Below are 13,071 nucleotides of genomic sequence, written 5' to 3'. Positions count from 1 at the left end.
CGTTAAAGTCGCTGTAAGCGGTGGTCTTGCAGAGCATAGCCCTGTTCGCGGTAGAAACGGAACCGCTCGCGGGCCGATTGGCGAATGCCGGGCTCCTCGACAACGATCTCGGCAACCCGCTCGAACTGGCCAACGAAGCCCGGTACATCGGCACCCAGGTTGATCAGCAGGTCACGGTGCTCGCCGGCATCGTCCGCCAGGCCCAGGGCCACTGAGGCACTCGCGTGCACTTCTGCCAGGTCATGGGGCACGAAGGCTTCGCCCTTGAAGCGCCACAGGTGTTGATCCAGCTCGTTGCGCTGCTCGGCGTCCTGGCAGTGCAGGTAGACCCGGTGACCGAGGCGCCAGGCCTTCTCGCACAGCTTGCAGGCGAAATCCAGCCGCGCTGACAGCGAGTCGGTGGGCAGGATATAGAAATCGACTTTGCTCATGGTGTGCTCTGCCAGCCTGCGGCGCCCGAGGCGCCACAGGCCTCACGGCATCAGGCGCCAGCGCGGTCCAGCAGGTACTGGGTCAGCAGCGGGACCGGGCGACCGGTGGCGCCCTTGTCCTTGCCGCCGCTGATCCAGGCCGTGCCGGCGATGTCCATGTGCGCCCAGTTGTAAGCCTTGGCGAAACGCGACAGGAAGCAGCCTGCGGTGATGGTGCCGGCTTTCGGCCCGCCGATGTTGCCCATGTCGGCGAACGGGCTGTCCAGTTGCTCCTGGTACTCGTCGAACAGCGGCAGTTGCCAGGCGCGGTCGTCGGCACGCTTGCCGGCGTCGAGCAGTTGGCCGACCAGCTCGTCATTGTTGCCCATCAGGCCCGAAGTGTGGCTGCCCAGGGCGACGATGCAGGCACCGGTCAGGGTGGCGATGTCGATCACCGCCTGCGGCTTGAAGCGCTCGGCGTAGGTCAGGGTGTCGCACAGCACCAGGCGGCCTTCGGCGTCGGTGTTGAGGATTTCGACGGTCTGGCCACTCATGGTGGTGACGATGTCGCCTGGGCGCGTGGCACCGCCGCTCGGCATGTTCTCGGCGCAGGCCAGCAGGCATACCAGGTTGATCGGCAGTTGCAGTTCGAGGACCGCACGCAGGGTGCCGAACACGCTGGCGGCGCCGCACATGTCGTATTTCATTTCATCCATGCCGGCGCCTGGCTTGAGGCTGATGCCGCCGGTATCGAAGGTGATGCCCTTGCCCACCAGTACGAAGGGCTTGTCGGCCTTCTTGCCGCCCTGGTAGTTGAGCACGATCAGGCGCGGGGGCTGGTCGCTGCCCTGGCCCACGGCATAGAACGCGCCCATGCCCAGGTCCTTGATCTTCTTCTCATCCAGGACTTCGACCTTCAGGCCCTTGTGGGCCTTGCCCATGTCCTTGGCCTGCTCGGCCAGGTAGCTCGGGTGGCACAGGTTGGGCGGCAGGTTGCCGAGGTCGCGGGTGAAGGCCATGCCGGTGGCGATGGCGCTGGCGTGCTTGACGGCGCGCTCGACCTCGGCCAGGCCGGCCTTGTCGGCCAGCAGGGTGACTTTCTTCAGGGCGCGCGGCTCGGCCTTCTGGCTCTTGAAGCGGTCGAACACGTATTCGCCGTCGAGCAGGGTCTCGGCCAGCAGGCGGTACTTGCCGTAATGAGCGTCGCGGTTGCTGATGGCGATGTCGTCCAGCGCCAGCACGGCATCGCTGCCGTTCAGGCCCTTGAGCACGCCGGCCACGCTGGCGACCAGTTTGCGCCATGCGCGGTCACCGAGGGCTTCGTCCTTGCCGCTGCCGACCAGCAGCACGCGCTCGGCCTTCAGGCCCGGCAGGCTCTGCAGCAACAGGGTCTGGCCTGGCTTGCCGGCCAGGTCGCCGCGCTTGAGCACTGCACTGATGGCGCCTTCGCAGGCTTGGTCGATGGCCTTGGCGACGGTACCGAGCTTGCGCCCTTCACCGACCGCAACGACCAGGGTGGCGGTTTTTACGGATGCAGCAGCTACGCTTTTTACAACCAGTTCCATGTCAGGGTCCCCGAATGATCTATGCAGTTGGCGCTATGCGTTTTCGCGCTCTGGACGGGCCTGGCCGCGTTGTCGCGCACCAGTGGAAAAGCTGCCAGTTTGAGCCTCTGGCAAGCGTGCTGACAAGCCCGATGTGGGCCTTCATGCGCAGCCAAGTGACAGGCGCCGCCAATCACAGGATAATGCGCGCACTTTATATGGAGGTTCGCCTTTGGCGAACCAGCTTTGGTCCTGGCTGTCACAGGCCAATGTTTGGCAGTCCGCCCCTGACAACCCAGGAGTGTCTGGTTTGATCGTCTTTCGTTATCTGTCCCGCGAGGTCCTTGTGACCTTGAGCGCCGTCAGCGCCGTGCTGTTGGTAATCATCATGAGCGGGCGTTTCATCAAGTACCTGGCCCAGGCGGCCCAGGGCATCCTCGATCCGGGCGTGCTGTTCCTGATCATGGGTTTCCGCATGCCAGGTTTCCTGCAGCTGATTCTGCCGCTAGGCCTGTTCCTCGGGATTCTCCTGGCATATGGCCGGCTGTACCTGGAAAGCGAAATGACCGTCCTTTCGGCGACCGGCATGAGCCAGCAGCGTCTGCTGGGCCTGACCATGGCACCGGCTGCGCTGGTCGCATTGCTGGTCGCCTGGCTGAGCCTGAGCCTGTCACCCTTGGGCGTCGCTCAGGTGCAGAAGATCATTGCCCAACAGGATGCCATGACGGAGTTCGACACCTTGGTGCCGGGCCGCTTCCAGACTTTGCGCGACGGTACACGGGTCACCTACACCGAGCAGCTGTCCGACGACCGCGTCAAGCTGGCCGGGGTGTTCATTTCCGAGAAGCGCTTCAATCAGGACAAGACCAAGGACCGTGCACCTTCGGTACTGGTCGCCGAGAAAGGCCATCAGGAAATACAGGCCGATGGCAATCGCTATCTGGTGCTGGAGAACGGCTACCGCTACGACGGTAACCCGGGCCAGGCCGACTACCGTGCCATCAAGTACGACACCTATGGCGTATTGCTGCCAAAGCCGGAAGTCGCCGAGGAAGTGACCGATCGCGAAGCGATTCCGACCCTTGAGCTGTTCGGCAAGACCGACCTGCGCGAGCGTGCCGAATTGCAATGGCGCCTGTCGCTGCCGATCCTGGTGTTCATCGTGACCTTGATGGCGGTGCCGCTGGCCAGGGTCAATCCACGCCAGGGCCGCTTCCTCAAGCTACTGCCGGCGATTCTTCTGTACATGGCTTACCTGACAATGCTGATTTCCGTACGCGGCGCCCTGGAGAAGGGCAAGTTGCCGATTGGCCTGGGCATCTGGTGGGTGCACGGCCTGTTCCTGCTGATCGGTCTGGCCCTGATGTACTGGGAACCGCTGCGCCTGAAAATGGCTGCCCGTCGTGCGGAGGTGGCCCATGGCTAAGCTCGACCGTTATATCGGCCAGAGCGTGCTGCTGGCCATTCTCGCCGTGCTGGGGATCATCCTCGGCCTGGCCTCGCTGTTCGCCTTCATCGACGAGATGGGCGAACTGAGCGACACCTACACCTTGCTGGATGCGGGTAATTTCGTCCTGCTGACTGCGCCTCGGCGCCTGTACGAAATGCTGCCGATGGCGGCGCTGATCGGCTGCCTGATCGGCCTCGGCAGCCTGGCCAGCAACAGTGAGCTGACCATCATGCGTGCAGCCGGTGTCTCCATCGGCCGCATCGTCTGGGCGGTGATGAAACCGATGCTGGTGCTGATGGTGGTCGGCCTGCTGATTGGTGAATACGTCGCACCGGTGACCGAGAACAAGGCCCAGGCTGACCGCTCGCTGGCTCAGGGTGGTGGTGAAGCGCAAAGCTCCAGACATGGCATGTGGCACCGCCAGGGCGAGGAGTTCGTGCACATCAACTCCGTGCAGCCCAATGGCTTGCTGCTGGGCGTGACTCGCTACCGCTTCGACAACGAGCGCAAGATCCAGACTTCGAGCTTTGCCCGTCGCGCCCAGTACACCGATGACCACTGGACACTCAGCGATATCAGCACCACTCACTTCCGCGGTGACCATACCGAAGTGGTGACGGCGCCGAGCGAGCTCTGGGACGTTTCGCTGACACCGCAACTGCTCAATACCGTGATCATGGCCCCCGAGTCGCTGTCGATCACCGGGCTGTGGGACTACATCCACTACCTGTCCGACCAGGGCCTGAACAACGCGCGCTACTGGCTGGCGTTCTGGACCAAGGTGCTGCAGCCGATGGTGACCGCGGCCCTGGTGCTGATGGCGATCTCGTTCATCTTCGGCCCGCTGCGTTCGGTAACCCTCGGCCAGCGTGTATTCACCGGTGTGCTGGTGGGCTTTGCGTTCCGCATCGGCCAGGACCTGCTGGGCCCTTCGAGCCAGGTGTTCGGTTTCCCGCCGCTGCTGGCGGTGGTGATTCCGGCGGCAATCTGTGCCGTGGCCGGCCTGTGGTTGTTGCGCCGGGCTGGTTGATGAGCTGACGCAAATGAAAAAGCCGACCCCAGGGTCGGCTTTTTTGTGCCTACTTTTTCTGCTTGGGCACCCGCACCAGCTGGGTTTCCGAATAGATGTCATGCCAGCCGCGTTGGCGTTTGTCGATAAGCGACCAGAAGAACCCAAGCCCCAGGCACAGCCAGGAGGCAATCGACACCACGAAACGCAACAGTGCCTGCCACAGGCTGATTGCGCTGCCATCAGCGTTCTGTACGCGCACGCCCCACACTTGCATGCCAAGGGTCTGGCCGCCATGGGTCCAGAATTTGGCAAAGAAGCCGAACAGGGCGAACAGCAGTATGGTCGAGAGCAGCGGGTCGCCATCCAGCGCGCCGGCCTCGGTCAGTTCCCGCATGCGGGCTTCGCCGATGATCGCCATCTGGATCATCTTGTAGGCACCGGCGGTGACGATCAGCAGTGCCGTACACAGCAGGAAGTCGTAGAACATCGCCGCCAGGCGTCGGCCCAGGCCGACCGGTGGAAAATCACCCTGGGGGGAGAGCAGAGGCTTGGACATGCAGAACAGCTCCGAATGGCGAAGCCGCTATTCTACGTGCAAAAAAAAGCCCCTGCACATGGCAGGGGCTTTGGGGAGTCGGGCTTGTGCTTAGACAGGCTGGACTTTGTCAGCCTGCATGCCTTTTTGGCCTTGGACTGCTTCGAAGGTGACCTTCTGGCCTTCTTTCAGGCTCTTGAAGCCGTTACCTTCGATGGCACGGAAGTGTACGAACAGATCCGGACCGCTTTCTGGGGTGATGAAGCCGTAACCTTTTTCGTCATTGAACCACTTGACGGTACCGTTCTGACGCTCAGCCATTGTCTTATTTCCTATGAAGCTTGAATTTTGATGACAGTTTCTTTCACGTTATATAAGTGTGAAAGAGTACTGGGCTGGGTTGCAGGAAAGTAAGAGACGTCGAACGGGTTGTAGCAAATCTCGGCTACTGGCCCAGGTCACGAACTGTTGCGACCCATGCAAACACAGTGCAGTGACTCTACGCCAACTCTCAAGAAAAAAACAAGCCCTTGGTCGTATGGAAAATTGGCGTTTTGCCGAGAACCGACAGATTTGTCGGAAACGGCATGGTGCCTGGCCTGGCGCCATGTTCAAAAGTTATTGGGCAGGTTCGAAATCGAATATCTGCAACCTGCCCGCAAACCTCAGACCGTACCTTCAACCACGATAGTAACGCTGTGCAACGAAAGGCATTTTGCTGACTTTCAAGGCAACCTTCTTGCCGCGCACCAGGGCAAACAGTGCTGTGTCGAGTGCACTGTGTTCGATATCGACATAGCCCATTGCAACAGGGGCGCCGAGTGTCGGGCCGAAACCGCCACTGCACACTTTGCCAACAGTTTTATCGAACGCATCAACAATATCCGCACCTTCGCGCACGGGGGTACGTTCTTGCGGCAACAAGCCCACACGTTTGCGCGCTACACCTTGTTGCTGCTGAGCGAATACCGCCTCGGCGCCCGGGAAGCCACCAGCGCGGCTACCGTCGGCGCGACGGACCTTGGACACTGCCCAGAGCAGGCTGGCTTCTATCGGCGTGGTGTTGGTGTCCATGTCGTGGCCATACAGGCACAGGCCGGCCTCCAGGCGTAACGAGTCGCGTGCACCCAGGCCGATAGGCTGCACCTCAGGCTCGGCCAGCAGGCGACGGGCCAGGGCTTCGGCAGCGCCAGTCGGCACCGAGATCTCATAGCCGTCTTCGCCGGTATAGCCCGAGCGGCTGACGAAGCAGTCTTCACCCAGCAGTTTGACCGGGCGGAACTGCATGAAAGTCATGCTTGCCACTTCTGGTGCCAGGCGCTCCAGCACCTTGACGGCAGCCGGGCCTTGCAGGGCGAGCAGGGCACGTGCCTCGAACAATGGCTGCACTTCACAACGGCTGCCGATGTGTGCCTGCAGGTGGGCCAGGTCCTGGTCCTTGCAGGCCGCGTTGACCACCAGGAACAGGGTGTCGTCACCGAGGTTGGCGACCATCAGGTCGTCGAGGATGCCGCCTTTATCGTTGGTGAACATGGCGTAACGCTGCATGCCGATTGGCAGGTCGATGATGTCCACCGGCACCAGGGACTCCAGGGCCTTGGCTGCATCGGCGCCACGCAGGACGATCTGGCCCATGTGCGAGACGTCGAACAGGCCAGCCTGTTCGCGGGTATGCAGGTGCTCCTTGAGCACGCCCAGCGGGTATTGCACCGGCATGTCGAAGCCGGCGAACGGCACCATGCGCGCGCCCAGTTCAAGGTGCAGGGCGTGCAGCGGGGTCTTTTGCAGTGTTTCGGACATCGATGACTCCTTGGTTTGTTATCGGGTCAACATTCGATGATGTTGACGGCCAGACCGCCGCGGGCGGTCTCCTTGTATTTGCTTTTCATGTCGGCGCCGGTCTGGCGCATGGTGCGGATCACCTTGTCGAGCGAGACGTAGTGCTGCCCGTCACCGCGCAGGGCCATGCGCACGGCGTTGATGGCTTTCACCGAGCCCATGGCATTGCGTTCGATGCAGGGCACCTGAACCAGGCCGCCGATCGGGTCGCAGGTCAGGCCGAGGTTGTGTTCCATGCCGATCTCAGCGGCGTTTTCCACTTGCTGCGGGGTGCCGCCCATCACTTCGCAAAGCGCCCCCGCGGCCATCGAGCAGGCCACGCCGACCTCGCCCTGGCAGCCGACTTCGGCCCCGGAAATCGAAGCGTTTTCCTTGTACAGGATGCCGATGGCGGCAGCGGTGAGCAGGAAGCGCACCACCCCGTCTTCGCTGGCACCCGGGACGAAGCGCATGTAGTAGTGCAACACCGCCGGAACGATGCCCGCCGCGCCGTTGGTGGGCGCGGTGACCACGCGCCCGCCGTAGGCGTTTTCCTCGTTTACTGCCAGGGCGTAGAGGTTGACCCAGTCGAGCACCGACAGTGCGTCGCGCAGGCTGGCCTCAGGATGGCGGCTGAGTTGACGGTACAGCGCCGGGGCGCGGCGCTTGACCTTGAGCCCGCCGGGCAGGATGCCTTCGTGGCGGTAGCCGGCTTCGACGCAGTCCTGCATCACCTGCCAGATGTGCAACAGCCCGCTGCGTGTTTCGCTTTCCGGGCGCCAGGCGGCCTCGTTGGCCAGCATCACCTGGCTGACCGACAGGTGCTGCGCGGTGCAGTGGCCGAGCAGTTCCTTGGCGGTCTTGAATGGGTAGGCCAGTACGGTGCTGTCCTCGACGATGCGGTCCTGGCCGGCGGCGTCCTCGTCCACCACGAAACCGCCACCCACCGAGTAGTATTCCCTGCTGCGGATCTGCAATCCGGCTGCATCGAACGCACGAAAGATCATGCCGTTGGGGTGATAGGCCAGGGGCTTGCGGATCATCGCCAGGTGCTGCTTTTCGTTGAAGGCAATGGTCTGCTCACCGAGCAGGCTGAGCTGGCCGCTAGTGCGGATGGCCTGCAGGCGGGCGGGAATGGATTCGGTATCGACGGTATCAGGGTGCTCGCCTTCCAGGCCGAGCAATACCGCCTTGTCGCTGCCGTGGCCTTTGCCGGTGGCGCCGAGCGAGCCGTACAGCTCGGCCTTGACGCAAACGGTGCTGGCCAGCAGGCCATCGCGGCGCAGCCCTTCGGCGAAGCGCGCGGCGGCGCGCATCGGGCCTACCGTGTGAGAGCTGGAGGGGCCGATGCCGATCTTGAACAGGTCGAAGACGCTCAGTGACATGGTGGTACCTCCTGAACATCTGGGGCCGCTTTGCGGCCCTTTCGCGACACAAGGCCGCTCCTACAGGAATCAATGCCGTCCTTGTAGGAGCGGCCTTGCCGGGGCGCCGGACCGGTCGGAAAGGGCTGCGCAGCAGCCCCCAGCTTTCTACAGGCCGCCTCAGGCGTCCTGATAGCTCTCGATCGACGGGCAGGCGCAGACCAGGTTGCGGTCGCCGAACACGTTGTCGACCCGGCCGACCGGCGGCCAGTACTTGCTTTCCACCAGGCTCGGCAGCGGGTACACCGCCTGCTCGCGGCTGTAGCCATGGGCCCATTCGCCAACCAGCTCGGCCGCAGTGTGCGGGGCGTTCTTCAGCGGGTTGTCGTCCTTGTCCAGGCTGCCGTTTTCCACTGCGCGAATTTCTTCGCGGATCTGGATCATCGCGTCGCAGAAGCGGTCCAGTTCTTCCTTGGACTCGCTCTCGGTCGGTTCGATCATCAGCGTGCCGGCCACCGGGAACGACATGGTCGGGGCATGGAAGCCGAAGTCGATCAGGCGCTTGGCCACGTCATCGACGCTGATGCCGCTGGTGTCCTTGAGCGGGCGCAGGTCGAGGATGCATTCGTGGGCGACCAGGCCATTGCCACCGGTGTACAGGACAGGATAGTGCTCTTCCAGGCGGCGGGCGATGTAGTTGGCGTTGAGGATTGCCATCTGCGAAGCACGCTTGAGGCCGGCGCCACCCATCATGCGAATGTACATCCAGGTGATCGGCAGAATGCTGGCGCTGCCGAACGGTGCGGCGCACACCGCGCCCTCGGTGTTTTCAAGCGCAGCATGGCCCGGCAGGAACGGCGCCAGGTGCGACTTGACGCCGATTGGGCCGACGCCCGGGCCACCACCGCCATGGGGGATGCAGAAGGTCTTGTGCAGGTTAAGGTGCGACACGTCGCCACCGAACTTGCCCGGGGCGCAGAGGCCGACCATGGCATTCATGTTGGCGCCGTCGATGTACACCTGGCCACCGTTGTCATGGATGATCGCGCAGATCTCGCCGATCGCTTCCTCGAACACGCCGTGGGTCGATGGGTAGGTGATCATGATCGCGGCCAGGCGCTCGCGGTGTTCGATGGCTTTGGCGCGCAGGTCCTCGACATCGACGTTGCCGCGGGCGTCGCAGGCAGTGACCACCACGCGCATGCCGGCCATGTGCGCGGTTGCCGGGTTGGTGCCGTGGGCCGAAGACGGGATCAGGCAGATGTCGCGGTGGCCTTCGCCACGGCTGCGGTGGTAGGCACGGATGGCCAAGAGGCCTGCGTATTCGCCCTGGGAGCCGGCGTTGGGTTGCAGCGACACGGCGTCGTAGCCGGTGGCGGCGCAGAGCATGGCTTCCAGCTCGGTGGTCATCTGCAGGTAGCCCTGGCTCTGTTCGGCCGGAGCGAACGGGTGCAGGTTGCCGAACTCGGCCCAGGTCACCGGGATCATTTCGCTGGCAGCGTTGAGCTTCATGGTGCACGAGCCCAGCGGGATCATGCTGCGGTCTAGCGCCAGGTCCTTGTCGGCCAGGCGGCGCAGGTAGCGCATCAGCTCGGTTTCGCTGTGGTAGCGGTTGAACACCGGGTGTTCGAGGATGGCCGACTGGCGCAGCAGGGCGGCTGGCAGGCGCGAGCCGGTGCTGGCGGCCAGGGCAGCGAAGTCAGGCTGGGCCTGGCCAGCGCCAAGCAGTTGCCAGAGGGCTTCGACGTCAGCCTGGGTGCTGGTCTCGTCGAGCGACATGCCCAAGTGAGCGGCGTCGATCTGGCGCAGGTTGATGCGCAGGGTGCGGGCCTTGTCATGCAGGCTTGCAGTAGCGCTGCCGGTGGCCAGGGTCAGGGTGTCGAAGGCGGTTTCGCCAACCACTTCGAGCCCCAGGGTTTTCAGGCCGGCAGCCAGAATCGCGGTCAGCGCGTGGGTGCGTTCGGCAATGCGCTTGAGGCCGGCCGGGCCGTGGTACACGGCGAACATGCTGGCGATGTTGGCCAGCAGCACCTGGGCGGTGCAGATGTTGCTGGTGGCCTTCTCGCGGCGGATGTGCTGTTCGCGGGTCTGCATGGCCAGGCGCAGGGCGGTCTTGCCGAAGCGGTCGATCGATACGCCGACCAGGCGGCCCGGCATGTCGCGCTTGAAGGCATCGCGGGTAGCGAAATAGGCCGCGTGCGGGCCACCGAAGCCCAGCGGCACGCCAAAGCGCTGGGCGCTGCCGATGGCCACGTCGGCGTCGAACTCGCCCGGCGGGGTCAGCAGGGTCAGGGCCAGCAGGTCGGCGGCAACGGCGACCAGGGCGTTGGCAGCGTGGAAACGCCCGACGACCTCGCGGTAGTCGAACACTTCGCCATTGCTGGCCGGGTACTGCAGCAGGGCGCCGAAGAAGGCGCTGACATCGCCCAGTTCACGCTCATCGCCCACCACGATCTCGATGCCCAAGGGCTCGGCACGGGTGCGCAGCACGTCGAGGGTCTGCGGGTGGCAGTGCACGGAGGCGAAGAAGGCGTGGCTGGCCTTGTTCTTCGACAGGCGCTTGCAGAAGGTCATGGCTTCGGCAGCGGCAGTGGCTTCGTCGAGCAAGGATGCGTTGGCGATCGGCAGGCCGGTGAGGTCGCTGATCAGGGTCTGGAAGTTCAGCAGCGCTTCCAGGCGACCCTGGGAAATTTCTGGCTGGTACGGCGTGTAGGCGGTGTACCAGGCCGGGTTCTCCAGCAGGTTGCGCAGGATCGGTGCCGGAGTGTGGGTGTTGTAGTAGCCCTGGCCGATGAAACTCTTGAACAGAGCGTTCTTGCTGGCGATGGCCTTGAGTGCAGCGAGGGCATCGGCCTCGCTCTGGCCATCTTCCGAGCCGAGCACACTGGTGCCTTTGATGCTGTCAGGGATGACCGCAGCGGTCATGGCGTCCAGCGAGTCGAAGCCCAGGGTGGCGAGCATGGCTTGCTCGTCGGCGGCGCGAGGGCCGATGTGACGGGCAATGAATTCGTTGGCGGTGCCGAGGTTGATGGTCATGGTCGAATTCCTCAGGCGTCGTCGTTGGCTTTGATCAGGCGGTCGTAGGCGTCCTGGTCGAGCAGGGCGGTGACTTCGCTCATGTCGGCAGGGATGAAACGGAAGAACCAGCCTTCGCCCAGCGGGTCTTCGTTGACCAGTTCGGGGCTGTCGTTGAGGCCACCGTTGACTGCGATCACTTCACCGGTCAGGGGCATGTACACGCCGCTGGCGGCTTTCACCGACTCGACGGTAGAGGCTTCGGCGCCTTTGTCATACGGCTGCAGCTCGGGCAGTTGCACATAGACCACATCGCCAAGGGCGTTCTGGGCGTAGGCGGTGATGCCCACGGTGACGCTGCCATCGGCTTCGACGCGCAGCCATTCGTGATCTTCAGTGAAACGCAACTCGCTCATGGGGAATCCTCGGGAAGCAGGGCGTTGGGCACGGTGAGTCCGCGCTCTTGGGTTGGGATTCCCTTTGCAATAATGCGGCCAGACGTAAAAAAGCCTTATAAAACAATGGTTTGTATATTTGCCTAAACTATTTTGTCGTTTAGCTGTAGTGAAATCGCTACAGATGATGAGGGCGGGAAAAGCGTTTGGGGATCAAACCCTTGCTCAGAAGGGGTGGTGAAGCCATGTATTGATTTCGATACGGTGTATTGAAATCAATACATGGCAGGATGAGGGCTTAACCCACAGTGAAAATGGGCAATGCCAGATACAGCTTGATCACGATCACATTGATGATGTCGATGAAGAACGCGCCCACCATCGGTACCACCAGAAACGCCATTTGCGAAGGCCCGAAGCGATGGGTTACCGCTTGCATGTTGGCGATGGCAGTCGGCGTGGCGCCCAGGCCGAACCCGCAGTGTCCTGCGGCCAGCACCGCCGCGTCATAATTGCTGCCCATGACCCGGAACGTCACGAAGATCGCGAACAGCGCCATCAGCAATGTCTGCGCGGCCAGGATGATCAGGAATGGCAGGGCCAGTGCAGCGAGGTCCCACAGCTTGAGCGACATCAGCGCGATCGCCAGGAACAGAGACAGGCTGACATTGCCCAGTACCGACACCTCCCGTTCGAACACCTGGTACAGGCCCAGCGCGGAAAGCCCGTTGCGTAGCAACACACCCACGAACAGAACGCAGACGAAGGTCGGCAGTTCGAACACCGTGCCTTGCAGTTGGGCATTCAGCAGCGTGCCACCTAACAGGCTGACCGAGATCAGCGCCAGGGTTTCGATGAATGAAAACGGAGTGATCAGGCGCTCCTTTTGCGGTTCTTCGAAACCCTTGGGCAGGCGCGACATCGCCTGTTCGGCACCCGGCGTCTGCACGCGCTTGATCAGCAGGCGGGCGACAGGCCCACCGATCAGGCCCCCGAGCACCAGGCCAAAGGTGGCGGAGGCAAGGGCGAGTTCCGAGGCTGAGGCAAGGCCGTACTTTTCGCTGAAGGTGGCCCCCCAAGCCGCGCCGGTGCCATGGCCACCGGACAAGGTGATGGAGCCGGTCAGCAGGCCCATCAGCGGGTCCAGCCCCAGCGACGTGGCCAGGCCGATGCTCATGGCGTTCTGCAGCAGCAAAAGCCCGGTAACTGCGAGCAGGAAGATGCCCACCGCACGGCCACCTTTTTTCAGGCTGGCGAAGTCCGCGTTCAGGCCGATGGTGGCGAAGAAGGCCAGCATCAACGGCGCCTGCAGGGAACTGTCGAATTGAACTTTCAGGTCGAAACTACGCAAACCTAGCAAAATCAGCGCAACGACCAGGCCGCCGGCCACTGGCTCGGGAATGTTGTAGGTACGCAGGATGGCGACGCGTTTCACCAGGCCATGCCCCAGCAGCAGGACCAGGGAGGCGGCAACCAGCGTGCCATAGAAATCGAGTTCCAGCATGGGAGGCATTCTTCTTGTCAACGA

At 62.9% G+C, this 13,071-nt stretch carries 11 protein-coding genes; 2 read left to right on the top strand and 9 right to left on the bottom strand.

The features are described from left to right. Positions 1-2 precede the first annotated feature (2 nt). Positions 3-431, bottom strand: coding sequence for a DNA polymerase III subunit chi (locus BUQ73_RS21425; protein ID WP_079229584.1), 429 nt, complete (start codon positions 429-431; stop codon positions 3-5). Between the two features lie 50 nt (positions 432-481). Further along, positions 482-1,975 (bottom strand): leucyl aminopeptidase, encoded by a 1,494-nt coding sequence (locus tag BUQ73_RS21420; RefSeq protein WP_079229583.1) that lies wholly within the window; start codon positions 1,973-1,975, stop codon positions 482-484. Between the two features lie 289 nt (positions 1,976-2,264). Here BUQ73_RS21420 and lptF point away from each other — a divergent pair, with 289 nt between their 5' ends. Next, the gene (gene lptF, locus BUQ73_RS21410) at positions 2,265-3,380 is read left to right on the top strand and encodes an LPS export ABC transporter permease LptF (protein ID WP_079229581.1); all 1,116 of its coding nucleotides are present in this window, start codon (positions 2,265-2,267) and stop codon (positions 3,378-3,380) included. Next, positions 3,373-4,434 (top strand): LPS export ABC transporter permease LptG, encoded by a 1,062-nt coding sequence (lptG, locus tag BUQ73_RS21405; RefSeq protein WP_079229580.1) that lies wholly within the window; start codon positions 3,373-3,375, stop codon positions 4,432-4,434. Before lptF ends, lptG begins: the two co-directional genes overlap by 8 nt. A gap of 49 nt (positions 4,435-4,483) precedes the next feature. On the opposite strand, the gene BUQ73_RS21400 is transcribed toward lptG, so the two are convergent. The 7 genes from BUQ73_RS21400 to gltS all read right to left on the bottom strand — a co-directional run bounded on the left by BUQ73_RS21400 (position 4,484) and on the right by gltS (position 13,047). Next, the gene (locus tag BUQ73_RS21400; protein ID WP_079229579.1) at positions 4,484-4,972 is read right to left on the bottom strand and encodes an RDD family protein; all 489 of its coding nucleotides are present in this window, start codon (positions 4,970-4,972) and stop codon (positions 4,484-4,486) included. Positions 4,973-5,062: 90 nt separating this feature from the next. Then, a complete protein-coding gene (locus BUQ73_RS21395; RefSeq protein WP_016392187.1) occupies positions 5,063-5,272 on the bottom strand; it encodes a cold-shock protein in 210 nt (69 codons plus the stop codon). 357 nt (positions 5,273-5,629) lie between these two features. Continuing rightward, entirely contained in the window at positions 5,630-6,751 is a 1,122-nt protein-coding gene (gene gcvT, locus BUQ73_RS21390) for a glycine cleavage system aminomethyltransferase GcvT (RefSeq protein WP_079229578.1), read from the bottom strand. 26 nt (positions 6,752-6,777) lie between these two features. After that, a complete protein-coding gene (locus tag BUQ73_RS21385) occupies positions 6,778-8,154 on the bottom strand; it encodes an L-serine ammonia-lyase (protein WP_079229577.1) in 1,377 nt (458 codons plus the stop codon). A gap of 159 nt (positions 8,155-8,313) precedes the next feature. Next, positions 8,314-11,169, bottom strand: coding sequence for an aminomethyl-transferring glycine dehydrogenase (gene gcvP, locus BUQ73_RS21380; RefSeq protein WP_079229576.1), 2,856 nt, complete (start codon positions 11,167-11,169; stop codon positions 8,314-8,316). An 11-nt stretch (positions 11,170-11,180) separates the two neighbouring features. After that, a complete protein-coding gene (gene gcvH / locus BUQ73_RS21375) occupies positions 11,181-11,564 on the bottom strand; it encodes a glycine cleavage system protein GcvH (protein ID WP_079229575.1) in 384 nt (127 codons plus the stop codon). A gap of 277 nt (positions 11,565-11,841) precedes the next feature. Continuing rightward, positions 11,842-13,047, bottom strand: a complete 1,206-nt coding sequence (gene gltS, locus BUQ73_RS21370) for a sodium/glutamate symporter (RefSeq protein WP_079229574.1) — start codon at positions 13,045-13,047, stop codon at positions 11,842-11,844. Positions 13,048-13,071: the final 24 nt, after the last annotated feature.

The sequence above is a fragment of the Pseudomonas putida genome, from assembly GCF_002025705.1.
Lineage (GTDB): Bacteria > Pseudomonadota > Gammaproteobacteria > Pseudomonadales > Pseudomonadaceae > Aquipseudomonas > Aquipseudomonas putida_J.
Note: the sequence above shows the minus strand (reverse complement) of the source record. Positions and strands in the feature narration are given on the sequence as shown.